Raw genomic sequence first — 25,141 nt, forward strand, 5'->3', positions numbered from 1 at the left:
GAGTAAGAATCCAACCGAAAGGAGCGTATCCCATGACTGGAATCATCTTGGAAATGAAGGGAATTACCAAAACCTTTCCTGGCGTAAAGGCATTGGAAAATGTGAATCTCAAGGTCAAGGAAGGCGAGATTCATTCGCTGTGCGGCGAGAACGGTGCGGGCAAATCGACGCTAATGAAGGTACTGAGTGGTGTATATCCACATGGAACCTACGAAGGGGATATTATTTTCCAAGGCAAAACGTGTGAGTTCAAGGATATCAAGCAGAGCGAGGAATTGGGCATCGTCATTATCCATCAGGAACTGGCATTGATCCCGTATCTCTCGATTGCAGAAAATATTTATCTGGGCAACGAACGCGCCAGCGGTGGCGTGATTGATTGGAAAGAGACTTTTGTCGGGACACGCGAGCTACTGTCCAAGGTCGGGTTGAGTGAAAACCCCAATACCTTGGTTACGAACATCGGGGTCGGCAAGCAACAACTGGTCGAAATTGCGAAAGCGCTCTCTAAAAAGGTAAAGCTGCTTATTCTGGATGAACCAACAGCGGCATTGAATGAGGATGATAGTGAAAATCTGCTTAATTTGATGCTGGAATTTAAAAAACAGGGCATTTCCTGCATTCTGATCTCCCACAAGCTGAATGAGGTCGCAAAGGTATCGGATTCGATTACGATTTTGCGGGACGGGAAGACGATTGAGACGCTGGATATGAGAAAGGATGAGGTCACAGAGGATCGGATCATTAGCGGGATGGTTGGACGCGATTTGACCAGCCGTTATCCAGAGCGTCATGCCGAGATTGGCAAAGTCGTGTTGGAAGTGAAGGACTGGACGGTATATCACGAGCATCATGCGGACCGCAAGGTGCTGGATCAGGTGAATCTGAACATTCGCCGCGGTGAAATTGTCGGCATTGCCGGGCTGATGGGGGCGGGACGGACCGAGCTGGCGATGAGCATCTTTGGCAAGTCATACGGGCGCAACATCTCGGGTCAACTGATTAAGGACGGCAAGCCGATCCAGAACAACACGGTTACAGACGCGATTAACAACGGCTTTGCCTATGTGACGGAGGATCGCAAGGAGTACGGCCTCATTTTAATGGATGATATCAAGCGCAATATTTCGCTGACCGGTCTGAACAAGCTGGCGAAAGGCGCTGTAGTTAATGAGCAGGAGGAAGTCGTCGTTGCAGAGGAAATGAAAAAAAGCATGAACATCAAAGCGCCGAGTATTTTGCAGAAAACGGGCAATCTGAGTGGCGGCAATCAGCAGAAGGTAGTACTGAGCAAATGGATTTTTGCCGGACCGGATATTCTGATTCTGGATGAGCCGACGCGCGGCATAGATGTGGGTGCCAAATACGAAATTTATACGATTATTCATCGTCTTGCCGCTGAAGGCAAGGGGGTACTGGTTATTTCGTCCGAGCTGCCAGAGGTACTGGGCTTGTGTGACCGGATTTATGTTATGAATGCCGGGCGGATCACCGGAGAGGTTAGCCGTGAGGACGCTTCGCAGGAAACGTTGATGAGATATATGACCAAGTCAGGAGGCGTGAAGCATGGAAACCATAACTAAACTATTTAAAAATAACATCCGCCAATATGGCATGATGATTGCGCTGGTCGTTATTATGATTTTGTTCGAGGTGCTGACAGGCGGCTTGCTATTGAAGCCGATTAATATTACCAATCTGATTCTGCAAAACAGCTACATTCTCGTACTGGCGATCGGGATGGTGCTGGTTATCATCACTGGGCATATTGACTTGTCCGTCGGCTCCATAGCCGCTTTTGTCGGTGCGGTTGCCGCCATTATGATGGTCGATTGGCAGCTTCCAGCGTGGGTCGCTGTGATTGCAGCTTTGCTGGTCGGAGCGTTAATTGGGGCATGGCAAGGGTTCTGGGTCGCTTATGTACGGATTCCGGCATTTATCGTTACCTTGGCGGGGATGCTGCTCTTCCGCGGATTGACAATGATCGTGCTGGAAGGCCAATCGATCTCTCCTTTTCCGGGGGGATTCCAGAAAATCAGTTCAGGCTTCCTGCCGGATTTTTCATCTACCGGTTATAACCTGGTATCCATCATTGTCGGCATTGCACTTACGGTATGGTTTATCGTGAACGAAATTCGCGAACGCCGCTCTCAGCTTAAATATGGATTTGAGGTTCCGTCACAGGTGTTATTTGTACTCAAATTGATCGTGGTGGCTGCTGTGATTAATCTGTTTACCTTCATGCTTGCGAGCTATGCGGGAATACCGAACATTCTCGTCCTGCTGTTCATCCTGATCGTGGTATACTCCTTCGTCATGAACCGCACGGTTATGGGGCGCCATGTGTATGCGCTGGGTGGAAATGAAAAGGCAGCGGGCCTGTCTGGTGTCAAAACGAAAAAAGTAACATTCTGGGTATTTGTCAACATGGGCGTACTGGCTGCCATTTCTGGTCTCATCTTTGCGGCACGTCTGAACGCGGCTACGCCGAGAGCAGGTACGAACTTTGAGCTGGATGCCATCGCAGCTTGCTTTATCGGTGGAGCTTCGGCGTCGGGCGGAATCGGCACGGTTTTTGGAGCCATTATCGGTGGCTTGGTTATGGGCGTACTGAATAACGGTATGTCTCTGATCGGTCTCGGTATTGACTGGCAGCAAGGGATCAAGGGCTTGGTACTGCTGCTGGCGGTTGCCTTCGATATTTACAACAAAAACAAAAGATCAGTCTAAGCTTATATTCAATATTGTAAAATAAGCAAACCTCCAGTCCCACTTGAAATTGTGGATGCTGGAGGTTTTTGCTTTGTTAGGTTTTATGGCTATTAGCTAACCCAACTAAGTCGTCACCATTTGTCCGCCGTTTACATGCAGCGTCTGGCCCGTAATGTAAGAGCCGTCATCTGAAGCCAACAGCACATAGGCAGGGGCCAATTCATAAGGCTGCCCGGCACGCTTCATCGGCGTATTGCTGCCAAAGGTGCGAATGACTTCAGTCGACTGTGTGGCCGGATTCAGCGGAGTCCAGATCGGACCGGGAGCAATGGCATTCACGCGAATACCCTGATCGACCAGATTATTAGCCAAAGCGCGCGTGAAGCTGACAATGGCTCCTTTGGTAGCTGAATAGTCAATCATATTTTTTTGCCCAACATAGGCCGTAACCGATGCCGTATTGACGATGCTGGCCCCAGCCCGCATATACGGCAAGGCTTCTGTAGTCATATGGAAGAAGGAAATAATATTCGTATCAAACGTATCACGTAGCTGCTGTTCACTGATATCCAAATAGGATTCGCGCACAAACTGAATCCCCATATTATTAATGAGGATATCAATACGACCGAAGGTTTCCATCGTTTTTTGAACAACCAGACAGCAGTTGCTTCTAAGCCTTAGATCACCTGGAATTAGCAAGCAACGTCGGCCAAGCCGGTGAATGACATCACGGGTCTCCATAGCATCTCGATGCTCATCGAGATAGGCAATGACCACATCGGCCCCTTCCTTGGCAAAAGCCACTGCTACCGCGCGACCAATGCCACTGTCCCCGCCGCTAATAATCGCCACCCGATCCTGAAGCTTTCCCGTACCGATATACTTTGGATTATCAAAGATAGGGCGTGGAACCACCAGGTATTCCAACCCCGGCTGTCTATATTGATGCTGGGGAGGAAAAGCAATCGGAACTTCTTTACATTGGGTTTCTGTACCATAATAAGGATGCTGATATTGCCAATTCATTTAATAATCCCTTCTTTTAGGCGTTTTGAAATCCAATATATTCGAAATAGGCGCAAACGGTGAATCGGGAATTATCGCCTTATGCCGAAATCGTCGCTCCATCTGCCGGAATATGGACACGCTTCTCCAGACCTTCACGATGGATATGTTCCGTAAACTCGGAGCGAGTCAGTACACAATGGTTGATGGCTTCCATATGGACAGCAACGACTTGGGTGTAAGGAGCATGCTGTGCAACAGCTGTTACATCTTGGGCAGTCATAATAATGGGATCGCCCACTGTAAACCGCGCTCCTCCAGCGTTTACGATCGTCCAGTCTGGGCGGTATTTATCCAGTGCTTCCGCGACTTCACTGCACCAAATGGTATCCCCGGCCACGTAGACGACAGGCTCACCTGGAGCCTGAAATACAAAGCCGGATACGGGTCCCATCTGCTCCCCGATTTCTCCAGTACCGTGATGTCCAGCAGTACGGTTGATCTCAATTTCTCCGACAGAAACAGCCACCGAAATCGGAGTAACCTGTGTAAAACCGTCAGCCATGATTTGTTCTTCATTTCCGGGCTGGCAGAAGACGGGAAGCTGTTTGTCCAGCCAGCGTACTGCTGCCGGGTCCCAATGGTCTGGATGCAAATGCGTGACGATGACAACGTCAGGCTGTCCAAGCGTTTGCCATTGTGGTGGCAAGGGAACCAGCGGATTGCGGAGAGTGTTTTCCGTATTGGGAACTGGTGGATTTAGGCCAGCATCACTCAGCATCGGATCAATCAGAAATTTTACTCCTGCGTATTCGATCCATAAGGTTGCGTTGCGGATTAGTGTGATATTCATATATGGAAGCTCCTTTGATCGTAAATGTTTTTTTGACCGAATGTATTTTCGGCCGTTCTTGGTTTCTGCTACAATCATATCTGACGCAAGCAGATGCAGGCTACGGCCTGCTGAAAGGAAAACCAGCATTCTCGTTTCATCATGAAAGGAAAAATAATTATGGAACTATTCGTACCTGATGAGACCGACCTGCGTATTCTTCATCATTTAATTGAAGACAGCTCTTTAACGCATAAGGAGATCGGTCAGCTAGTTCATTTGACAGGCCAAGCAGTAGGGGCGCGTGTTCGAAAAATGCAGGATGCAGGTATTATTGAGGGCTATACACTACGCTGGAACCCGGAGAAAATTGGGCAGACGATTCATGCCTTTATTACGGTTTTTCTGAATTCAGGAACGACTCACAGTGCTTTTCAGACTTTTGCACGGGAGCATTCCTCTATTGTCGAAATCCATCGGGTAAGTGGGGAGGGCTGTTATTGGATGCGGGTGCGCATGTCATCACAGTCAGAGTTAAATACCATGCTGGATGAACTTACGAAGTTTGGCAACTACAAATTGAGCTTTTCCATTGGCGAAATTTAATGATAAAAGCTTTCGGCATTTTGTGCCGAAAGCTTTTGTTTACGAGGGCTATTGAAGTCAGCGTTATAGGCTCAAATGAAAAATCCAACCGGCCTTCCAGTAGCCGTAATCACAACAGGATGGCGGTGTGGATCTTCCTTGGCCAGTGCCAGCATTTCAGCTGGCATTCCAGTAAATTGCTTCTGCTCCTCGGGCAAATAAAAGGTATGTAAAATCGCATCATGCTCAAAATGGTAAGGGACAAGCCCTACATTATTCATCATTACACTCCGATCTGTACGAATTTTAACTTACTATACATCTCGTTTGCTAAAAAAAGAAACCTGAACTCGCCTTACTTACGTATTATCCATACATAAACTAGCATAGTCAAAAGGAGACGTCTACGCTTATGAAGCCGCTTATAGAATATCGGGAAAGTCAGGATGTATTGCACCAAGAGCTGAAGCAGATTGAAAAGTGGGAGAAGGAGCAGAAGGATATTTTTTTCTGGGAAAAAATCGGCAGATGGCCCTTTATGCTGCTGGATCGGCTGACGCCCAAAATCATTAAGGACAAGCTGGAGCAGCTGCTTAACGAGATGGGTAGCTTCATTCAAAATGGTGGCAAATATTTGGTGAAAGAAGAAACAGTCCTGAGTAAGCTGAACAAGATGGCCCGTGAATATATGATTCAGCAAAATGGTGCAGCTTCCGCCTCGGATACGGAGAATCAGCCCCATTCCGGGGAAAACGCAGATGCGGAGCATAGTGAGGAATCCACGTGGGATTTGAAGCAGGCGGCTGAGCTCCCACTAACGATCATGGATCAGACTGCGGACGAGATGACGTCGGGTCGCATTACCTTTGCCACCGCTCAGGGAGCAACCACGGGAATTGGCGGTGTGTTTACGATTGCGGCGGATATCCCTATTTTACTTGGCTTGTCACTCAAGGTGCTTCAGGAAATCGCTTTGTGCTATGGGTTTAACCCCCATGATAAGCAGGAGCGCATTTTTATTATTAAATGTATGCAATTCGCTTCATCTGATATTGTGGGGAAGAAAGCTGTATTAGAGGAACTGGCCTTGTTCGATGATCCTTCACGTCAGGCACAGGTTTTTTCCCAGATGCAGGGTTGGAAAGAGGTCATTAACACCTATCGTGATCAGTTTGGATGGAAAAAGCTGCTGCAAATGGTCCCGATTGCGGGCATTTTGTTTGGCTCCATTGCCAATCGAAGCGCTATTAGTGACGTAGCTGAAGCAGGGAAAATGCTGTATCGGAAGCGCCGTATTTTGATGCGTTTGGCAGAAGAAGAGAATGAATTAGAGTAGAAGTGGGGAATTACGTTACTTTGCTACAAAACCTTTGCTATAAAGGTGTGCAGCGGCCTAGTTGGCCGCCGCATGTCAGCTTATTACACTTCGGCTCCATTTTCTTCCGCCCAGCGATTCAGGGTTTTGTCTGTAGGAAGTAAGAAGGTTAAAATGCCGAGCAGTGGCAAAAAGCCGCATAGGAACATAATGTTGGTGATGCCTACTTTGTCGATCCAGTTGCCGAGCACGAGTGCACCCACACCGCCAAGGCCAAAGGCCAGGCCCGTAATGAGACCGGACACCGTCCCGATTTTGCCAGGCACGAGCATCTGTGCATATACGACTGTGACCGAAAAGCTGGACAACATAATAAATCCAATAATCGCCAGCAGGATCGCCGTCCAGAATTGGTTGGCATAAGGCAGCAGCAGCGCCAATGGTGCAGCTAATACCATGGACAGAAAAATCATATTGCGCTTGCCAAAACGGTCTGCCAGCGGACCACCAAAGAAGGTACCTAGCGCTCCAGCCCCGAGGAACAGGAAAATGTACAGCTGTGCATCCGCCAATGGCATTTTAAATACTTCCATCAAGTAAAACGAATAGTAGCTTCCCACCGAGGTCGAATACCACGAACGGACAAATACCAGCAGAATGAGGACAATCATGGCAAACATAATGCGGCTGCGCACTTCGGGCTTCATGCGGCGTGTCGCCACTTTTTTGCGTGCAATGCCTTCTGTACGCAGGACGTTACCGTACCAGCGGGCAATGAATGATTGCACTACAATCCCGGCTGCCGCAATACCTGTGAACCAGATGGCGCCAAATTGCCCCAACGGGATAAAAATCCAGCTTGTGAGCATCGGTGCCAGCGATTGGCCTGCATTGCCGCCAACCTGGAAAATGGATTGTGCCAATCCCCGGCGTGATCCTGCCGCCATATGGGACACGCGCGAGCCTTCCGGGTGAAAGGCAGCTGAGCCCAGACCTACGAAGATGACTGCGATTAGCACCGCTTTATAATCGGCAGCATAGGCGAGCAGCAGCATGCCGGTCAGCGTAAAGCCCATACCGATGGGAAGGATAGCGGGCGTAGGTCGTTTGTCCGAAAACAAGCCAATGACAGGCTGCATGATCGAAGCTGTAAAGTTGATGGCGAATGAAATCCAGCCGATCTGCGTGTAGCTCAGGCTCATAGATTCCTTCAGGATCGGAAAGATCGCTGGAATGACCGATTGAATCGAGTCATTGAACAGATGGACGAAACTGATGGCAATCAGAATCGCAAAAACGGTACCTTTCGCTTGCGGCCCCTGGAGGGGGAGCGACTGGCCCGTTTCATTTTTTGTAGCAGATTTAGTAGTCATGGCAACCTCCGGGTATGTATGTATATTTTAAGATATAGGAAGCAATCCATTTGCAGCAAATGGCTGAAAGTGGGATAAAGTCCCTATTTACTCATCGCTGCTTGCCCATCCTGCTGGATACTCTTTATTGCTCGGTCCTTTAATTTACAACAGATTATCTCGCTCTGAGTGTATTGTATCTGTATAAGATATCCTTTACTTATCATTTTACTCTCTAACATGCATGAATTGGTTCAACTCGTCTTCAGGGATTATTAGATTTCCACAGTAGACTAAATTGGAATGAAATTCCCATTCGCCATATGCCACCAAATGGTTATCATCCTTAACTCTTTTAATTAATGCCCAAATCCCAAGATTACTTTGTGCGTTTGCATCAAGAAGAATCCAATCCTTATATTGCAATAGTTGAGCCTCTCCAAACATATGAAATGAATCCAGATATCCTGTTCCATCACGGGGTGGCATTTCATTACATACATTTTTCAATAACAGGACTTCCTCCACTCTGACAGTGATCCAAGCTCTTTTTTCATTTTTCGATATGATGTCTTCAAATCTACATTTAATAAACGCAGAGAAGTTGATCTCATCAGGCTGCTCTTCCCAACCATTAAAATGTGAATAAGCAGGTCTGAATAAAGTCCAAAAAGTTTCTCCAACGGACATATGAAAAGGAAAATATACTTGTACTTTTTTTGAATCACCTTTTACCGGAGGTATCAATGCTCTTTCCCATATTTCACTATTTAGATCTGGAGTATGATGTTTGAAATCCGCCCAGTCCATAGCATCTTCGATGGCTACAATCTCAAAATCTTTGTTTTCTAAGGGGTTTATCTGGTATCTGTTTACACGCTCCACATTTGAAAGCAATAGTTTCCTCGCTCATAAGACAACCTACCTTAATTAGATTTTATGGGCCAATACACCAACTATATTGATCATAAGCACATATCAACATGGTGAAAGTATTACAAACAATAAAAACTATTCTATGTTGAATGTTGTTGATATTCCTCTTACATATAAATAAGCAAGAAGAATTTAACAAAACTAGGCTCTTTATTTAACAAACTTAAGATATGATTCTTTATGTCATACAACTTGTTGTATAGATAATAGCTCCGTAGAAACAGGATGAAGAGCACAAGAGAAGAGAGGATCTGATTTGAGAATGAAATTGCTAAGAAAACCACTATCAGTTGCATTATTATCTGTACCATTACTTCTAGGTTCTCTGGGTGGAAATTTCGCGAGTGCAGCAACCTTGCCAACAACAGTAACTCCAACAGAACCGTCATGGGGATATTTCGTAGATCATTACAAAAATAATAGTGCTGCTAATAAGACGGAAAGCTCCAATCCGACCCTTGGGTTGCTCTCTGAATTTAATAAGCTTTGGACTCCTGGGGCTACCTGGGACACAGGGACTAAGCTAAATAGCAGTGTACTGGACGCTAATATTCAAAAAGTGATTGATATTGCTGCCCGTCGAACTTCCAGTGAGGCCGATGCGGCTTATTTGGACGACCGCCGAAATCAGAGCTACAGTGTAATCGACGGTCTGGGTTCGCTTACTGATATATATCGAAAGAAGGCAGGTGCCACGACGACAATCAACGACGTTCCGGCCGATGCCACAACTAAAAAATATGAAGATGAGGGAACGAATGCAGGGGATACCAGCTCCAGTCTCGGCAACGTCGTGAATCTGGTCAATACCTTGCGTGGGGACTACTCTACGACGAACCCGGCCAAGTCTTACTTTAGTTATCCTCGTCCGTTCCGTTGGAGCGATAATTCGGTGATTGTCCCAAGTCTGATCCCCGCTCTCAAATCTGATGCTACTAATGATGGCGGCTTTCCTAGCGGTCATACCAATGCTGCATATCTCAGTTCCATAGCTATGGCCTATGCCATGCCGGAGCGTTATCAGGAATTGCTGACACGAGCTTCGGAGCTGGGCAATAACCGTGTTGTTGCTGGCATGCATTCCCCGCTTGATGTTATGGGAGGACGCGTCATGGCAACGGCGATGGCTGCTGCCATCCTGTCTGATCCAGCCAATAGGAACTTGAAGAAAGCAGCTTACCAGGATGCTCATAAACAATTGCTGTCCCAAAAAGGTACAGCCCCAGATCGGTTCAGCAATTATGCTGCGAACAAAAAAAATTATAATGAACGATTAACGTATGGATTTAATCAAATTAACCCAACCACGACGCCAATGACAGTACCTAAGGGAGCTGAAGTGCTGTTGGAGACACGTCAACCTTACCTTGACAGCACACAACGCCGTTGGGTATTGGCCACTACAGGCCTTCCATCCGGTTATCCTGTGCTTGACGATGCCGAAGGATGGGGACGCTTGAACCTGTTTTCCGCCGCGGATGGCTACGGTGCTTTTGCCAATAATGTTACGGTGAATATGGACGCTTCCAAAGGCGGTTTCAATGCATTGGATCGCTGGCGCAACCATATTTCTGGTGTTGGAAAGCTGATTAAAAAGGGAACAGGTACGTTGAAGCTTATGGGTAGCAATACGTATTCCGGTGGTACACAGATCGATCAAGGCGTACTTGAAGGTAATTCGGAGACAGCTTTCGGAAGTGGTACAGTTACAAATAACGGGGGAACTCTTCTTAAAAACAATGCTGGAAAGCTGATTGTTGGCAGCAATTACAAACAAACAGCCAAGGGTAAGCTTGAACTCAATCTGCAAAGTAAAAATGATGTACTCAAAATTAAGGGAACCGCCCAACTTAACGGAAAATTACGCCTGAATTTTTCTAACAAATATGTACCAGCTAGCGGTGCCACCATTTTAACCTACGGCAAACGCACTGGGGCATTCTCTTCTATTGAAGCAGCAGGTTTGCCAAGCAATTATAAAGTGAAGATTGTCTATACAGCCAATAGTGTTCAGTTGAAAGTCACGAAGTAACCAAATAGGACAATAAAAAGTGCACCTTTGGAATACACCGGATAAACCATGAAGTATTATCCAGTGCCCATTCTGAAGGTGCATTTTTTGTTCCAGTACAAAGCCTATTTTTCGGAGTTATTTATAGCCAAGGGTATAAAAAGGTCAAAATTTGACCTTAATGTAGTAAAATAATCGCACTGTTTGAAAGCGCAGTCATGTTATTCTTAAGAAGCATATTAGTCCAAGTTTTAAAGGTTCAGACTAACTAAGAGGAACAGAGGAAAGGAAGAAGACTGATGAGTCTTGAGAAAGAATACGTTAAAATAGCCCAGGATGTCATTAAAGGGCTTGGTGGAGAAGACAATATTATTTCCATGGCACATTGTGCTACACGGTTGAGATTGATTGTAAAAGACAGGGATATTATTGATGATGAATTTATTGAAAATATTGATAAGGCAAAAGGGGTCTTTTTTACCTCCGGACAATATCAGATTATTTTTGGAACCGGTACCGTGAACAAAGTTTACGAAGCGATGGTCGGCCAGAACGTATCTGCGACATCAAAGGCAGAGCTGAAAGAGAAGGCCTCCACGCAAGATGACAACTTTTTCAAAAGAATGATCCGGGTTTTCGGAGATGTATTCGTTCCCATTATCCCTGCATTGGTAGCTACCGGCTTGTTTATGGGAGTTAGGGGCTTGGTAACTCAGCCTGCACTGCTACAGTTATTTGGACTTACACCGGATGATATTTCTGCGAATTTCATATTATTTACGCAAATACTGACCGATACTGCTTTTGCCTTTTTACCCGTGTTGGTCTGCTGGTCTGCATTCAGAGTGTTTGGCGGGTCGCCGATCTTGGGAATTTTGCTCGGACTCATGCTGGTAAGTCCTTCTTTACCTACTTCCTGGGATGTCGCTCAACATGTGAAGGAGCCTCTTTTGTTTTTGGGCTTCATTAAAATCGCAGGCTATCAGGGTTCCGTTCTGCCGGCGTTCATTATAGGGATCGTGGGAGCGATGATGGAGAAAAGAATTAGAAAATCCGTTCCCGAGGCATTGGACTTGATTCTAACACCGTTTCTGACATTGTTGCTCACACTGGTACTGGGCTTGTTCGTGATTGGTCCCATCTTCCATGAGGTAGAGGTTTTAATATTATCGGCCGTTACAGCTATTTTAAAATTGCCATTTGGCATTGGCGGATTTATTTATGGCGGCATTAATCAGATTATTGTCGTTACCGGACTGCACCATGCGCTCAACCTGATCGAAATACAGATGCTGGTGGATGGCGGCTGGAATATGGTTAACCCGATCAGCTCGGCCTCTATTTGTGCACAAGCAGGTGCGGCGTTAGCTGTCGGCCTGAAATCGAAAAGATTAAAAACCAAATCTATTGCCTATCCTTCTGCCGTGTCTGCACTGCTGGGCATTACAGAACCGGCAATTTTTGGGGTGAACATTCGGTATGGTAAACCATTCGTGATGGGCTTGATTGGAGGAGCGGTTGGAGGATTCTTCGCACGTATCTTTAATGTTCAAGCCACAGGCATGTCGATTACAGCTATACCTGGCTTGTTATTGTATCTGAATAATCAAATTTTTCTGTATGCTTTAGTTTGTTTAATCGGTTTTGGTGTAGCATTTGCGTTGACGTGGATCTTTGGATTTAAAGAAAAAATAGAGAACAAATAGAGAAAAAATAAAATTTGGTGGAGAAAATCATGGACAACAAAACATTGCTTGAGAAATTGAACAGTCTTTCAATAGAAGAGAAGATCGGCCAGCTCATCCAACTGACTGGTGATTTTTTTGAAGGAGACATGGATACGGTTGTGACGGGCCCTTTGAAAAAATTGGGGCTAAACACGGACTATAATATTTATAACACGGGCTCCATATTAAACATTACCAACCCGGAAAAAATAATCCGGTTGCAAACCGATTATTTGGAAAAATCGGTTCATAAAATTCCACTGTTATTCATGGCGGATATTATCTATGGCTATCGAACCATTTTCCCAATTCCGATTGCTCAAGCATGTAGCTGGAACTATGAGGGGATAGAGAATGCGGCTTCGATTGCTGCTCAGGAGTGCTATGAGGAAGGCATTCATGTAACCTTTTCCCCCATGGTAGATATGGTTAGAGATCCTCGCTGGGGGCGGGTGATGGAATCACCTGGAGAAGATACCTTGCTGGCGCAGAAATATGCGCAAAGCGTAGTTCTGGGAATTCAGGGCAGCAACTTGGAAGATGGAGCCGTACCAGCTAATAAAATTGCCGCTTGTGTCAAGCATTTTGCCGCTTATGGAGCACCTGTAGCGGGACGTGAATACAATGCCGTGGATCTATCGGAGCATGCATTGCGAGAATATTATTTACCTGGATATCAAGCAGCAATAGAAGCGGGTGCCAAGCTTGTCATGACGGCTTTTAATACGTTGAATGGTATCCCTGCGACTGGAAACGAGTGGCTTAACCGTAGTGTATTAAGACAGGAAATGAATTTTGACGGTGTATTGATCTCGGATTACGCCGCTATTGAAGAGTTAATCATGCATGGTTATGCCGAAGACGAGGCTTCCGCCGCTAGGCTGGCACTGTTGGCAGGTGTGGATGTGGATATGAAGACGGCAGTGTACGCTAATCAATTGAAAGATGTAATTTCTGATAATGACTATATGTTGGAGCTTCTGAATGAAGCTGTATATCGTGTCTTAAAGCTGAAAAATGATTTAGGGCTGTTCGAGGACCCATACCGCGGATTACAGGAAATCGTTAAACGTTCAACAAGCAGTATTCTGTCAGACGAACATAAACAAGCGGCACTGTCCTTGGCAGAAGAATCCGTTGTGCTGCTGAAAAATGAAAATAATGTATTGCCGTTGTCAAAGGAAACGAAGGTAGCTTTAATGGGTCCCTATGCAGAAGAAAATTCTACCTTGGGCATGTGGGCGATTAAGGGAGAGCAGACAGACACTATAAATTTGAAAACAGGGTTGTTACAGCTTGTTGGCTCCGACAATCTCTCGGTATGCAGAGGAAGTTATCTGCTACCTCTTGATGCAAGGGAAACGTTCGATAAATATGCGGACAAGCTGGCGGTTGAAACAGGCTCCGAGGAAGTTCTACTGCAAGAAGCCATTAGGAATGCAAATGAAGCAGAAGTCATAGTCCTTGCCTTGGGAGAAAGTATTTATCAGAGCGGAGAAGGTGGATCACGAACGAATCCGACGCTTCCAGAGCCGCAATTGAGACTACTTCATGAATTAAGCTTATTGGGCAAAAGGATTGTTCTGATCGTATATAGTGGAAGACCTTTGATCCTTACCGATGTTGCTGGAAAAGTGGACGCCATTGTTCAGGCCTGGTATCCGGGAACGATGGGCGGAGAAGCGTTGGCCAATATACTGTATGGGGAAGTAAATCCGTCTGGGAAATTAGCGATGACCTTTCCACGTAGCGTCGGTCAGATTCCGGTCTACTACAATGAGCTGAATACAGGAAGACCGAATTTAAAGGAAAATGGCTCTTATCGCTTTGCGTCCCGATATATAGATGAAGTGAACGAACCCTTGTATCCGTTTGGCTATGGCCTATCCTATACCTCATTTGAATACACTCTGTTAACCGTCAGCCAAAAGGAAATGAAAACAAATGAGTCAGTGGATATCCGTATTTCTGTATCCAATACTGGAACGTATGCTGGGAAAGAAACGATTCAATTATATATTCGCGATAAATTTGCAAGTATTGCAAGACCCGTTAAAGAATTAAAAGACTTTAAAAAAGTATTTTTACAAAGCGGCGAGACTACAATTGTGGAATTTTCAGTGGATGAGGACATGCTTAAATTTTATGGACGTGAAATGGAGTATAAGAGTGAGCCAGGCGAATTTGAGGTTTATATCGGTTCAAGCTCACAGCAAATATTGCTAAGCTTTAGTTTTACTTTGTTACCGGAGGATAAACATGAATAAAAGCGACGCTTATCATCTTAAATATCATATTACTCCTCCTTACGGGCTATTAAACGATCCTAATGGACTTGCCTTTTTCAATCAACAATATCATGTGTTCTATCAGTGGAACCCCAAAGGAACCGAACATCGAAATAAATGCTGGGGCCATGTAGTTTCGAGCGATCTGGTGCATTGGCAAAGAAAGGGTGTAGCGCTGGAGCCTTCGGAATGGTATGACAAGGACGGCATTTATTCCGGAGGCGCCATAGTCCATGATGAAAAGCTGTATCTGTTTTACACAGGAAATGTAATCAGGGAAGATGGAGTCCGAGAAAGCTATCAATGCATAGCCATTTCGGAAGATGGGGAGCATTTCGAGAAAATGGGTCCTTTGTTTGAACATCCACAAGGCTATACCAGACATGTCCGAGACCCGAAAGTATGGAGAGATCGGAACGGGAACTGGTGGCTAATCGTTGGCGCTCAAAGAGAGGATTTGACTGGAGATGCGCTTATCTACAAATCTATAGATTTGTCTGATTGGGAATGCCAAGGATCATTTTTGGACCATGATCATGAATTCGGATATATGTGGGAATGCCCTGATCTACTTCAATTTGTGGAAAATGATATTTTTGTGTTCTCACCTCAGGGCTTACCAGAAGCAGGCGAATATTATAGAAACCCTAACCAATCGGGATATGTTGTTGGGAAATTAACGAGTACAGGAAAATTCAACGGGAATCTTGTCCATTTTAAAGAGCTTGATCGGGGGTTTGATTTCTACGCGCCACAATCATTCAAGGTGAATGATAGAACCATTATGTTCGGATGGATGAGCGCCATGAATGAAGAAGCAGAGAGGGCTGTTCCCACCATTCAGGAAGGCTGGATTCATGCGCTGACTCTTCCTAGAGAAATCGTATTGTCTAACGGTGTGCTATACCAGAAACCATTGCCGGAATTACAATTGCTAAGAATGGATGGTGTACATTCCAAGGAGAACATTCACAAAAATAGGGTTTGGCTGCTGCCTTCCCTACAGGTGGAGTGCAATGTTCATTTTTCGAAGCTTACAGAGAACTTCAAAATGATAGTCAGAAATGCGGTGGAAATTGACTATGATTTGGAAGAAAACAGTTTAACCATATGGAGAACCAACTGGTTGAAGAACCAGAGAGAGTACAGAAAAGCAACGTTAGCCAGTCAACTTGCAGGCATGCAAATATTTATAGAAAGCTCAAGTCTGGAGATCTTTGTGAACGAAGGCGAGGAAGTATTTTCTCTGCGTTATTTCCTGGAAGATGTGGAACAATGCAGTATGGTGCTTGAAGCAGGAGACAATGAAGGAGAAATTGAGATTTATCAGTTGCAGGAATGTGATGCCATAATCAATCATTAAAACTTTATTCTTATCTTTTACCTGAGAGCTACAAGTAGGCAAGGAAAGGCTGTTCATTTCTCCGTTTGCGAGAAGAACTGCCTTTTTTTGTCTTAGTCGACTGAAGAGATTTCAGCTTGTGTAGGCATTTTACTATCGGTATAGTATGAGTATTAGAGTATATGACTGAATATAATTACTGTTGATTACTCATAGCTGGTTGATGAGGTGTCGTATGAAGAAAATATATGAACATATTGAAATAGACAGAAGAAAAATGATTAACCTCTTTATGTTTCAATCGACAGATACAGAAAGAGTCATCCCTATGCATTTTCACAGTAATATGGAATTAATCTACTGTACAAGTGGAAGTCTTAAGGTGTGGCATGAAGGAAAAATAACCATTTTGATGGAAAAGGATGCACTGTTCATTAATAGCAATGTACCGCACTCCACCCAAAGTATTACGGAAAACCAGGTCGTTGTATTGCAATTTCCAGCAACCTTTTTTGCCAATGAACAAGTATTCATCCAATTAAACACGCAAGAGCAACAAGTTGAACATACTATACTTTCTAAATTAAGAGAGTTATTTATGGATATATATAACCTGCATATTTCCAAAGGGAAATATGACTATATTTTAGAGCAAAGCCGAATTATTGAACTTAAGTATTTGCTTGTTAATCATTTTAGTCAGGCAGCAGATCTACAGCCGGAAGTATTTAGCGATAAGCAGCAAAAGATAAAGACGATCATGGACTTTATTAAAGAACATTACGCTGAAAATATTAGCCTAGCGAAAACAGCTCGAATATGTGGCTATTCAGAGGCCTATTTGTCGAGAATGTTTCATGAATATACAGGTCAGACGTTTACGGAGTACAAGCAAATTCTTTGTCTAGAAAAAGCAATCGATTTATTGGAAACAACGAATAAGTCACTTACAGAAATTTCTTACGAGGCAGGCTTTCCCAACGAAAAATCGTTTAGAAAAGCTTTTAAGGAAGTTATGGGTAAGACCCCTTATGAATATAAAAAATCAAAATTTGATCTGAGTGTGTAAACGACGCCACAAGCGCTATACTCTTATGGATGATTTCAATAGACTAGAAATATGGGGGCTGTCCCTGAGTCATTTATGACCTGTGGGACAGCCCCTTATTTATATTTGTAGCGAATGAGTAGAGGTGATCAGCCTATCGATTATCCACCGTCTCTGGATACATATCATGGTTCATCATACGGTGCTCTGCGATTTGCTCATACTTCGTTCCCGGCTTGCCGTAGTTGGTGTACGGGTCGATAGAGATACCGCCGCGTGGTGTGAATTTGCCCCATACTTCAATGTAGCGAGGGTCCATCAGCTTAATCAAGTCATTCATGATGATATTGACGCAGTCTTCATGGAAATCACCGTGGTTGCGGAAGCTGAATAGGTACAGCTTAAGGGACTTGCTTTCAACCATTTTAATATCAGGAATGTAGCTGATGTAGATGGTTGCAAAATCAGGCTGTCCTGTGATCGGGCACAGGCTGGTGAACTCTGGACAATTGAATTTTACAAAATAATCGCGGTACGGGTGTTTATTATCAAAGCTTTCGAGAATGGCGGGATCATAGGCAAATGTGTATTGTGTGCCTTGATTGCCAAGTAGGGTAACGTCGGTCATTTCTTCGGGTTTTCTTCCGGTCATGTTGAGTGAGGCTCCTTAAAGTTGGTTTAGTTTGGTAAAAGAGAGAGGGAGTTATGGTGGTGGGGAGGTTCGGTTCGGTTCGGTTAGGCGACGCTTCGCGAAGGATTTGAGCTTCCGATCGCTGTTGAAATGGGATTCTTTCTGATAAAAGATCTATAGGTTAGAATCCCATTTCAAAGGCGAACGCTAACGCTTCTCCAGCTTCAAATCCTCCGCTCCGCTGCTGACCGCCGTCAACACCATAAAGTCCCTACCCGTTTACTTATAGATTGGTGTAGAAGAGAATAATGCGCACTCCTATATGAAAGGAGCGTTATTTTATTGAGAAACCCCGTCCTTGCAGACGAGGGTTTCTCACTTTTTATATGGCTTTGGGTGTCGAGGGTGTACTTCGACTAATTTGGTGTATCTTGTGTATCACATACAGACCATATGGAATATATTGTATATGCATGTTATACGCCGCGTTTGTTGCCCCATACGAGGGTGTGGAGCTGCGGGAGTACTCTTACATCGTTTAGTCTGGAATCGTCCATGACGCGGTCGATAAGCCATTCATAACGATGTAAAAGAGACTCTGCAATCTGCCCGGTGTTCTCCGTGTTCACATCTGGATTACCCGTCTGGAGGAACAACGGTACGTGTGGATAGCGCTCATGAACGGTGCGGGCATAGGCAAGATCGGTGTCATCGAAGATGACGACCTTCAGGCTGCATGCTCCAGCGTATAGTCTGACCGATTCATTATTTGATTCCTGGGTGCACGTTGTAACTGAGACGTTTGTTGTAGACTTGGACGCTCCAGCCATTTTCCGGTTGGTCAGACGGGCCACGATATCATCCAGCACGTCCCAGTTGGTCGTCATGCCAGAGCTGGGCGGCTTCGGGGATAAGGTCACCTCATCAATATCGTACAGCCATTCCTGCCAACGGGAGCCTTGTGTTTCGACAGCTGTGGCAATGCCTTGACTGCGTAACAGGGTAATCAGCGTCCCGAGCTGTGGCAGCAGGACGGGATTGCCTCCGGAAAGGGTCACATGCGAGAACCGTTCGCCGCCGATGGACTGTAGTTCCTGCCAAATATCAGTGGCACTGAGACGACGGATTTGATCCTTGGCGCTGCCGTCCCAGGTAAAGGCGGAGTCGCACCATGAGCAATGGTAATCGCAGCCTGCGGTACGAACAAACATCGTTTTACGACCAATGACCATACCTTCGCCCTGCACGGTGGGACCAAACACCTCCAGCACAGGAATAGGGGCTGCTTTAGCCCTGTCGGGGGTTGCCATAGGTTGGTGAGTAGTTACAGTATTACTCATCGTACATCCACTCCCGTCGAAATTCGGCGTAGCTGGTAGGTGTTTCGAACAGTCGTACAAATTCGGTACGTCCGCCTTCAACACGATTGCAGTATGCATCCGAGGTCAAGGCTGACTCCATTTGTTCAAAGATCCAGACGACCATGTTTTCTGCCGTTGTATTCATTGGCGGGAGCGTTTCATTCAAGTAACGGTGGTCCAGAAAAGGCTCAATTCGCTCTTTCCAAATCGTTTTGATATCACCAAAATCCAGCGTCAGACCTATTTCGCTCGGTATACCGCTTATGCCAAATACGACGATATAAGTATGTCCGTGCAGATTTTTGCATTTGCCTTCGTAACAGTGCAAATGGTGCGCTGCATCGAACGTAAATTGTTTGCTGACGAGAACACGCTTGCGGTGATAGCGCAGCTGAGAGTGCTCAATGTCTGTCCCGAACTGCTGGAGCTTGTCGACAATACGAAAGGTACCTGGCTCACGCATGACCTTCAGCTCCTTGGGACGAAGCGCCGCGAACTGCGAGATATTGCTCCAGTCCGGCACGACGGAGATTGCAGGCAGGACATTCGCCACAGCCATCGCCAATGATGCCGTTATAGCACGTTAGTGTACGGGTTCTAACAAATTCAAAAGCTTTCAGCTCATCAGCCATTTGCCAGGTTTCGGCCTTGTTCAGCCACATGAGCGGGGTATGAATCACAAAGGGATAGTCCATCGAAAGGTTCAGTGTGACGTTCAGCGATTTAATAAAGGAATCCCGACAATCGGGATAGCCGCTGAAATCTGTCTCGCAAACGCCTGTAATGATGTGGCGCGCTCCTTTTTGCTTGGCGAGAACTGCTGCAAAGCTCAGGAACAAAAGATTACGACCGTCTACAAAGGTGCTAGGCAGTTCGCCTTCCTCTTGAGTAATGTCAATGTCGGTGCGTGTGAGGGCATTCGGGGCAAGTTGGTTGAGCAGGCTCATATCCAGTACCGTTTGCGGAACACCCAGCTCGCTGGCGATTCCGGCGGCAACTTCAATTTCCTGCTTGTGGCGCTGACCGTAATCGAACGTCACAGTTTCTACTTCGGCAAAATGTTTTTTTGCCCAAAATAAACAGGTTGTACTGTCTTGACCGCCGCTGAATACGACGACTGCTTTTTCGTTTGTAAACATAAAAAAACCTCTCGATCTTCTTGGAATGGTGTAAGACACAGAGTCTTGTCACGTGGAAGAAGGAGAGTTCTTGAACCGGCTTCAACAAAAAACAGGCCTTGCCCCGCAAATTCATTTTTCAATGCGGAGGACAAAGCATCGTTAGTTTTTTATAGAGGGAGTTCGCGAACCTCTCCCATGCGTTATGCATGGATTTTCTTCATTAGCAGCTGCCACAAGGACAGACAGCTTCATTGATAGCATTGCCATTATAGCATGGCAGGGCTATTTGATAAACACTCCACCAAATGGAATGACTTCCCTTAAAAATCGTTTGATCACGCCATCGTCGTTCATATCCTGCTGAAGTCGCCGATGATGCTCACCAGCATGAAATAGTACGGTACCGTGCCCCGTCATTTTAAAATGATAGTTCATATGCTGGCTGGCCAAATGGTTACCATATACGGTTAACTCCAGCTTGGCGTTTTCGGGATAGGCAATGACGCTGCTCGCATCGACGTAGATCGGCTCCGATGGATGAAGCTGTTCTTGACATACCAATCCCTGCGTCAAAATGCCAATGTGGCCGATACCGTCAAATTTCATTTTAATGACATCACGGCTAAACAACATGTTTTTCATGCTTAGCAGCTTGGTACGCATTTGGATGCCGGCGCTGTACCAGAACAGGTTGCGGAAATCGTATAGCAAATCGTCGCTTCCTTCTAGCTTGATCATCTTCAGACTAAAGCCAGGAGGAAGTGCGGCAATTAGCCGGCAAGCGCCTGTGAAATCGGCCTGAATCAGTTTGTGTTTGCGATACATGCCTTTAATATTCATCAGCTTATCACTGCGACCTGAGTTGGGTCCGCGATAGGCGATGATTTGCTGCGGATGCAGAACGTGCAGCTTTTCCCCTTCAGCCAGGTCGAGCGTTACGACCGAACCGACACTTTCATCATGGTGTTGTCCTGCTTGTATGTCCATTCAGACCCTTCATCCTTTCAGGCAGTTAGTATCTTCCCGAGCGTCGACGCATCCCGTAACGTAACAGTCGGATACCTATAAAATAACCGGCCAGCAGAATGACAGCCGTGAGGATGAGCATTTTATTTCGGTGTGAAGCCTGATCGCGCTGGGTTTGAAGATTTTTTAGTTCTGTAACGGTGTCGTTCAGCTTGCGATTTTGCTCCAGCAGTTGGGCGTTTTGCTTCTGGTAGGTCTCGATGCTGGTACGGGCTTTTTCCAGGTCTTCCTGTGTTTGGCGGTAGCTTTCCTTGAGCTGATATACATCGCCTGGCAAACGTGAAAACTGCTCAAAGCCTTGATATACATCATCCCAATAAGCAGCATGAGCTTCGGGTACACGGGTTACTCCAAAAATAAACAAAAGCGCTATAGCAGCGCAGACAATGCGGCGGTACAAAGCAAAGCGATAAGTTGCTCGTGCCAAGTGATGTTCCCCCTTTTGAGAAACCAAGATGTTAGATGTTACAGATCATTACCCATATCACATGGTTACGTACAATATAATGATTTGGATGCAGTATTTAGAATATATAGACGACAAATACGGGAAAAGATTATCAAAAAAACTCGATTATTAGTTTAAGTGTAACCTAAAACGGGTATATCAAGGAAGCGGCAACATTCCGGCATTTTTCCCAACAAACGAGTCAAGAACCATCCGCACCTGATCAGGGCTTGAACAAAATATATGAACTAGAAATATTAAAATAGATATAGAAGGAGATTTTGAAAGATGAATGAGAGAGAACAAAACTATACAATTTTAAAAATCACTGTAAATGGCAAGCCATTATCGAAGGAACTTATCGTGGATAGCACTACTTTTGCTCCAATATCCGATATTTGCACAAATACGAAAGCATCTTTAACAGAAACTACGATTTCATAATTTTAAATATAGAAGCAGACTATCATGTAGCCCGGCAAAAGCCGGGCTATTTTTGCGTATTTATGTAATTAGAATGGATGAAAATGTTATTTGCCGAATTAGGTCCCCTTTCATAAAGATTACCATGTATAATTTTCACAATCAAACATATGTTCCCTGACAATATAGTGTCAGATAACACTGTTAATTTAGAGTTACATGTTCTTTTAGGGGGAATTTACCAGTGGTGAAGTCAATGCTCAATGTAACGTACACATGGGACAAAGAGTCTATATCGGCGAATGGGTCCAAACAAGTAAATCTACTGATAGAATGGGGCTATGGGGCTATACGTAAAAGAAAAGGGAATCTAATACCGAAGGCAGCGGGATGTGACCTTCAACTTCAGTTCATTCCAGAAAACGGGGTAAATCTATTAAAAGCTGAAGGGGTGAGGCTCGGGTTTAAACAATCAGAAAACGGAGATTGCATGCTGGTTCACTGTGGTGATGTGCGACGGGGAAAATATAGACAAGCTATTTTAACGTTTTCTATACCGGCTCACGCGTCCGGAAGACATACGATTGGAATGATCGAGTGGAGCTGGCGCAAGCCATCGCAGGAAAAGCGAACGCTGATCCGCACAGACCAGCTTTATATCCATTACACGCATCATCTTGGTCTGCTGAGCATTCCATCCAACCCGAAGGTGGAAAAATACATAAAGCTGAATGAGACGTCCCCAATTGTAAAAAAGGCATTACGTATGTATGAGAAAGGGGAGCCTGAGCGAGGGGCGTTCATCCTTACGAGACAAGCAGATGAATTGCTTATATGTGCAGCTAGAAGCGAAGACATGGATTACCTTGAGGAAGCCGAGTTACTTCTATCCATACGCAATAAATGGAGTGGGTCTTTTGTATCGTTTACTGCGTATAGTTCTAAGGTCTTTTTTAATAAGGAAATATCGTTAGGAGATGTTCGTTTTACGAAGAATAATAGGTTGAGATAGGTAATTGTGCTAGTTTATTTGTGCAAATTAGTGAGTCTAATTTACTATCTTTTTGTAAAGGAGAGACTTCCTTGACTGATCGGTTGATACGTTTAATGCGGATTATTACTATTGTTCAGGCAAATCCAGGAATATTGGCAAGAGAGCTTGCCGAACGTTGTGAAACATCAGAACGTACCATATACCGAGATATGGAGGCGCTAAGCGCTATGCATATTCCGATTACGAATATGGGGCATGGCAAGGGGTACATTTTTATTAGCAATTTTGCTTTGTATCCTCTGAATTGGACAGAAGAAGAGGCAGAGGCTTTTACCAAGCTGGGAGAGATGATGGAAACGATAAAGCCTCTTCTACCGCCAGCTTTTGAAAGTGCTTATGAGAAAGTGATGGCCTCTAGTCAGAAAAAAAAGATGGACCAGACGAGCTTCGCGCAGGAAATGAAAAATATCATCCGGCTCGGCTCGACACTTGATCGGGAAAACCAGCCCTATCTGCTCAGGCTGATTGTTTTGGCGAGTCTTACGCAGCAGACAATTGAAGCGGAATACAGCTCGCCTCAAAATGAAGATGTATCATTGGTGCAAGTAGATCCTTATTGTTTGGTTCCTCAAGATCGGCGATTCTATATGCTTGGTTTTTGTCATAAGCAATCCGCCATGAGAACCTTTCGGATCAGCCGTTTTCGGAATATGAGGATTTTGCCGTATACGTTTCAAAAAAATACATCTGAAATGGAAATGTTTTTTAAAGGCACCTGGTCGGTGACCAAAGGAAATCAAAATATTCGGTTTGTCGTACGTTTCTCTGCCGATTCTGTATATCGGGTCAAAGAAGAGGAGCTGTTCATCAAGCCTCTTCTCAAGGATTTGCCAGATGGAAGTTTGTTGTTTGAGGTGACGGTCAATCATGACCGTGAATTTCTGGATTGGCTCACATCCTATGGAGCTGAGGCCGAGATTCTGGAACCTTTACGGTACCGCAAACGTATGCAAGAAATGCTGCGAACCTGGGGGGCGTTTTACTTCGATAAAAAGGCAGGAAATCAAGAATAACAGGGGGAAGATCCCCCGGAACGGGCCGGGGAGCTATCTGCTTAACGGTCCTTAAACAGGTTGGCGAGATTGCCGAAGGGACTGTACTGCTCCTGTTCTTCTTCTGGTGAGGAGTAGACGAGCTTCGAGCCGCGACTTTCCTCATCGTCGGCAGCATTATGAACTAATGTAAGACGATCAAAATGGTACATGAAAACCTGAGCGGTGTTCACGGCATCATCCAGTGCCCGATGCTGTTGACCGTCAAAGTCAATGTTGCACAATTCCAACGCCTGAGACAGGCTCAACTGACGATACTTTCCATTGGAACTAAACAGACGGGAAATTTGCTTCTGTATATCATTTGTATTATGAATCCAACCGAGATCTACATGATGGGTACGACAATGGGATACCAGCTTCTGACGGTCATCCGGTCCCCATGCGCATAAATAATAGGGCGAATCTGTACCGAGCCAGGCAATAAATTGCTTCACAGCTTCAGGAAAGAGTGGAGCGGCATCAATGTCTCGTTGAGTAATACCCGTGAATTGAACGGTATCTGTAGAGATCACAGGTCGATTCGATGGTCTCACAAAACTGTGAAATGTATCCGCAACGAATAGGCCATCGTCTCCCTGAATAACTTTGACGGCACCGATATCAATAATTTCGGAGGAATATCTGGCGTTACGGCTAACGGTAAATTCAAGATCATAAATAATGTATTGCATATAATGGACTCCTTCCACACACATAACTGATCCCGATGGATACCGGGACAAATGTTCTCTGCCCGAATAACTCTTCTCCATCATACCTCTCGGTTCACAACTTGTCAGCGGTTAAAAGGCATGCTTTCAAAAAAAATATGCGATGTCCAAATAATCTTGGACTATCGCATATCTATAAACTCCCTGACATACAGC

The 25,141-nt window shown here is 45.1% G+C and carries 23 protein-coding genes, 1 pseudogene and 1 riboswitch; of the genes and pseudogenes, 12 read left to right on the forward strand and 12 right to left on the reverse strand.

The genetic code is table 11. The annotated features are described in order from the left end of the window. Positions 1-32 precede the first annotated feature (32 nt). Together mmsA and mmsB are read left to right on the forward strand one after the other, a co-directional pair. A complete protein-coding gene (gene mmsA, locus G9G57_RS06595) occupies positions 33-1,583 on the forward strand; it encodes a multiple monosaccharide ABC transporter ATP-binding protein (RefSeq protein WP_017426386.1) in 1,551 nt (516 codons plus the stop codon). Continuing rightward, positions 1,567-2,730: a multiple monosaccharide ABC transporter permease gene (mmsB, locus tag G9G57_RS06600; protein ID WP_016821349.1), complete on the forward strand. Its 1,164-nt coding sequence runs from the start codon at positions 1,567-1,569 to the stop codon at positions 2,728-2,730. The genes mmsA and mmsB overlap by 17 nt, the downstream gene beginning before the upstream one ends. A 105-nt stretch (positions 2,731-2,835) precedes the next feature. Here mmsB and G9G57_RS06605 read toward each other — a convergent pair whose 3' ends face one another. Continuing rightward, the gene (locus tag G9G57_RS06605; RefSeq protein WP_016821348.1) at positions 2,836-3,741 is read right to left on the reverse strand and encodes a glucose 1-dehydrogenase; all 906 of its coding nucleotides are present in this window, start codon (positions 3,739-3,741) and stop codon (positions 2,836-2,838) included. Between the two features lie 79 nt (positions 3,742-3,820). Next, positions 3,821-4,573: an MBL fold metallo-hydrolase gene (locus G9G57_RS06610; protein WP_164964680.1), complete on the reverse strand. Its 753-nt coding sequence runs from the start codon at positions 4,571-4,573 to the stop codon at positions 3,821-3,823. Between the two features lie 159 nt (positions 4,574-4,732). Between G9G57_RS06610 and G9G57_RS06615 the strand changes: the two genes are divergently transcribed. Beyond that, complete coding sequence (locus G9G57_RS06615) at positions 4,733-5,158, forward strand: Lrp/AsnC family transcriptional regulator (RefSeq protein ID WP_017426389.1); 426 nt, start codon at positions 4,733-4,735, stop codon at positions 5,156-5,158. Positions 5,159-5,232: 74 nt separating this feature from the next. Here G9G57_RS06615 and G9G57_RS06620 read toward each other — a convergent pair. Beyond that, positions 5,233-5,418 (reverse strand): annotated as a pseudogene (locus G9G57_RS06620) (GNAT family N-acetyltransferase); the annotation flags it as partial. Positions 5,419-5,549: 131 nt separating this feature from the next. Between G9G57_RS06620 and G9G57_RS06625 the strand changes: the two are divergent. After that, positions 5,550-6,473, forward strand: a complete 924-nt coding sequence (locus G9G57_RS06625; RefSeq protein ID WP_164964681.1) for an EcsC family protein — start codon at positions 5,550-5,552, stop codon at positions 6,471-6,473. A gap of 83 nt (positions 6,474-6,556) precedes the next feature. Here G9G57_RS06625 and G9G57_RS06630 read toward each other — a convergent pair whose 3' ends face one another. Both G9G57_RS06630 and G9G57_RS06635 read right to left on the reverse strand, forming a co-directional pair. Further along, complete coding sequence (locus G9G57_RS06630) at positions 6,557-7,825, reverse strand: MFS transporter (protein WP_017426391.1); 1,269 nt, start codon at positions 7,823-7,825, stop codon at positions 6,557-6,559. 207 nt (positions 7,826-8,032) lie between these two features. Then, complete coding sequence (locus G9G57_RS06635; RefSeq protein ID WP_017426392.1) at positions 8,033-8,701, reverse strand: hypothetical protein; 669 nt, start codon at positions 8,699-8,701, stop codon at positions 8,033-8,035. Positions 8,702-9,002: 301 nt separating this feature from the next. On the opposite strand from G9G57_RS06635, the gene G9G57_RS06640 reads away from it, so the two are divergent. The 5 genes from G9G57_RS06640 to G9G57_RS06660 all read left to right on the forward strand — a co-directional run bounded on the left by G9G57_RS06640 (position 9,003) and on the right by G9G57_RS06660 (position 17,177). Beyond that, complete coding sequence (locus tag G9G57_RS06640; protein WP_164964827.1) at positions 9,003-10,772, forward strand: acid phosphatase; 1,770 nt, start codon at positions 9,003-9,005, stop codon at positions 10,770-10,772. Between the two features lie 278 nt (positions 10,773-11,050). Continuing rightward, positions 11,051-12,457, forward strand: a complete 1,407-nt coding sequence (locus G9G57_RS06645; RefSeq protein ID WP_017426394.1) for a sucrose-specific PTS transporter subunit IIBC — start codon at positions 11,051-11,053, stop codon at positions 12,455-12,457. Positions 12,458-12,486: 29 nt separating this feature from the next. Continuing rightward, on the forward strand, positions 12,487-14,745 hold the full coding sequence (gene bglX, locus G9G57_RS06650) for a beta-glucosidase BglX (RefSeq protein WP_164964682.1): 2,259 nt from the start codon (positions 12,487-12,489) through the stop codon (positions 14,743-14,745). Next, entirely contained in the window at positions 14,738-16,129 is a 1,392-nt protein-coding gene (locus G9G57_RS06655; RefSeq protein WP_164964683.1) for a glycoside hydrolase family 32 protein, read from the forward strand. Before bglX ends, G9G57_RS06655 begins: the two co-directional genes overlap by 8 nt. A 214-nt stretch (positions 16,130-16,343) precedes the next feature. Then, complete coding sequence (locus tag G9G57_RS06660; RefSeq protein ID WP_164964684.1) at positions 16,344-17,177, forward strand: AraC family transcriptional regulator; 834 nt, start codon at positions 16,344-16,346, stop codon at positions 17,175-17,177. Between the two features lie 133 nt (positions 17,178-17,310). On the opposite strand, the gene queF is transcribed toward G9G57_RS06660, so the two are convergent. From queF to G9G57_RS06690, 6 genes are all read right to left on the reverse strand, one after another. Then, complete coding sequence (gene queF / locus G9G57_RS06665; RefSeq protein ID WP_017426398.1) at positions 17,311-17,808, reverse strand: preQ(1) synthase; 498 nt, start codon at positions 17,806-17,808, stop codon at positions 17,311-17,313. A gap of 455 nt (positions 17,809-18,263) precedes the next feature. After that, positions 18,264-19,127 (reverse strand): 7-carboxy-7-deazaguanine synthase QueE, encoded by an 864-nt coding sequence (gene queE / locus G9G57_RS06670; protein WP_153794743.1) that lies wholly within the window; start codon positions 19,125-19,127, stop codon positions 18,264-18,266. Next, positions 19,120-19,611, reverse strand: a complete 492-nt coding sequence (gene queD, locus G9G57_RS06675) for a 6-carboxytetrahydropterin synthase QueD (RefSeq protein WP_164964685.1) — start codon at positions 19,609-19,611, stop codon at positions 19,120-19,122. The genes queE and queD overlap by 8 nt, the downstream gene beginning before the upstream one ends. After that, the gene (queC, locus tag G9G57_RS06680) at positions 19,604-20,287 is read right to left on the reverse strand and encodes a 7-cyano-7-deazaguanine synthase QueC (protein ID WP_016821332.1); all 684 of its coding nucleotides are present in this window, start codon (positions 20,285-20,287) and stop codon (positions 19,604-19,606) included. The genes queD and queC overlap by 8 nt, the downstream gene beginning before the upstream one ends. A 135-nt stretch (positions 20,288-20,422) precedes the next feature. Then, a riboswitch (PreQ1 riboswitch) is annotated at positions 20,423-20,466 on the reverse strand. A gap of 85 nt (positions 20,467-20,551) precedes the next feature. Then, on the reverse strand, positions 20,552-21,256 hold the full coding sequence (locus G9G57_RS06685) for an AIM24 family protein (protein ID WP_090888202.1): 705 nt from the start codon (positions 21,254-21,256) through the stop codon (positions 20,552-20,554). A gap of 25 nt (positions 21,257-21,281) precedes the next feature. Continuing rightward, positions 21,282-21,722 carry a hypothetical protein gene (locus tag G9G57_RS06690; RefSeq protein WP_017426402.1) on the reverse strand — a complete coding sequence of 147 codons (441 nt, stop codon included), beginning with the start codon at positions 21,720-21,722 and terminating at the stop codon, positions 21,282-21,284. 309 nt (positions 21,723-22,031) lie between these two features. Between G9G57_RS06690 and G9G57_RS06695 the strand changes: the two genes are divergently transcribed. From G9G57_RS06695 to G9G57_RS06705, 3 genes are all read left to right on the forward strand, one after another. Then, on the forward strand, positions 22,032-22,187 hold the full coding sequence (locus G9G57_RS06695; protein ID WP_164964686.1) for a hypothetical protein: 156 nt from the start codon (positions 22,032-22,034) through the stop codon (positions 22,185-22,187). A gap of 223 nt (positions 22,188-22,410) precedes the next feature. Further along, entirely contained in the window at positions 22,411-23,178 is a 768-nt protein-coding gene (locus G9G57_RS06700) for a hypothetical protein (protein ID WP_016821328.1), read from the forward strand. A 71-nt stretch (positions 23,179-23,249) separates the two neighbouring features. Next, the gene (locus tag G9G57_RS06705; protein WP_016821327.1) at positions 23,250-24,233 is read left to right on the forward strand and encodes a helix-turn-helix transcriptional regulator; all 984 of its coding nucleotides are present in this window, start codon (positions 23,250-23,252) and stop codon (positions 24,231-24,233) included. A 41-nt stretch (positions 24,234-24,274) separates the two neighbouring features. On the opposite strand, the gene G9G57_RS06710 is transcribed toward G9G57_RS06705, so the two are convergent. Beyond that, positions 24,275-24,946: a 3'-5' exonuclease gene (locus G9G57_RS06710; RefSeq protein ID WP_016821326.1), complete on the reverse strand. Its 672-nt coding sequence runs from the start codon at positions 24,944-24,946 to the stop codon at positions 24,275-24,277. Positions 24,947-25,141 lie beyond the last annotated feature (195 nt).

Source organism: Paenibacillus sp. EKM211P, assembly GCF_011066175.1.
GTDB lineage: Bacteria > Bacillota > Bacilli > Paenibacillales > Paenibacillaceae > Paenibacillus > Paenibacillus polymyxa.

Coding starts and splice junctions, on each gene's coding strand:
- queF (WP_017426398.1), bottom strand. CDS start 17,808: ATGACCGGAAGAAAACCCGAAGAAATGACCGACGTTACCCTACTTGGC.
- G9G57_RS06605 (WP_016821348.1), bottom strand. CDS start 3,741: ATGAATTGGCAATATCAGCATCCTTATTATGGTACAGAAACCCAATGT.
- G9G57_RS06630 (WP_017426391.1), bottom strand. CDS start 7,825: ATGACTACTAAATCTGCTACAAAAAATGAAACGGGCCAGTCGCTCCCC.
- queC (WP_016821332.1), bottom strand. CDS start 20,287: ATGTTTACAAACGAAAAAGCAGTCGTCGTATTCAGCGGCGGTCAAGAC.
- queD (WP_164964685.1), bottom strand. CDS start 19,611: ATGCGTGAGCCAGGTACCTTTCGTATTGTCGACAAGCTCCAGCAGTTC.
- G9G57_RS06695 (WP_164964686.1), top strand. CDS start 22,032: ATGAATGAGAGAGAACAAAACTATACAATTTTAAAAATCACTGTAAAT.
- G9G57_RS06655 (WP_164964683.1), top strand. CDS start 14,738: ATGAATAAAAGCGACGCTTATCATCTTAAATATCATATTACTCCTCCT.
- G9G57_RS06710 (WP_016821326.1), bottom strand. CDS start 24,946: ATGCAATACATTATTTATGATCTTGAATTTACCGTTAGCCGTAACGCC.
- G9G57_RS06625 (WP_164964681.1), top strand. CDS start 5,550: ATGAAGCCGCTTATAGAATATCGGGAAAGTCAGGATGTATTGCACCAA.
- bglX (WP_164964682.1), top strand. CDS start 12,487: ATGGACAACAAAACATTGCTTGAGAAATTGAACAGTCTTTCAATAGAA.
- G9G57_RS06660 (WP_164964684.1), top strand. CDS start 16,344: ATGAAGAAAATATATGAACATATTGAAATAGACAGAAGAAAAATGATT.
- G9G57_RS06610 (WP_164964680.1), bottom strand. CDS start 4,573: ATGAATATCACACTAATCCGCAACGCAACCTTATGGATCGAATACGCA.
- G9G57_RS06640 (WP_164964827.1), top strand. CDS start 9,003: ATGAAATTGCTAAGAAAACCACTATCAGTTGCATTATTATCTGTACCA.
- G9G57_RS06615 (WP_017426389.1), top strand. CDS start 4,733: ATGGAACTATTCGTACCTGATGAGACCGACCTGCGTATTCTTCATCAT.
- G9G57_RS06645 (WP_017426394.1), top strand. CDS start 11,051: ATGAGTCTTGAGAAAGAATACGTTAAAATAGCCCAGGATGTCATTAAA.
- G9G57_RS06685 (WP_090888202.1), bottom strand. CDS start 21,256: ATGGACATACAAGCAGGACAACACCATGATGAAAGTGTCGGTTCGGTC.
- mmsB (WP_016821349.1), top strand. CDS start 1,567: ATGGAAACCATAACTAAACTATTTAAAAATAACATCCGCCAATATGGC.
- mmsA (WP_017426386.1), top strand. CDS start 33: ATGACTGGAATCATCTTGGAAATGAAGGGAATTACCAAAACCTTTCCT.
- queE (WP_153794743.1), bottom strand. CDS start 19,127: ATGAGTAATACTGTAACTACTCACCAACCTATGGCAACCCCCGACAGG.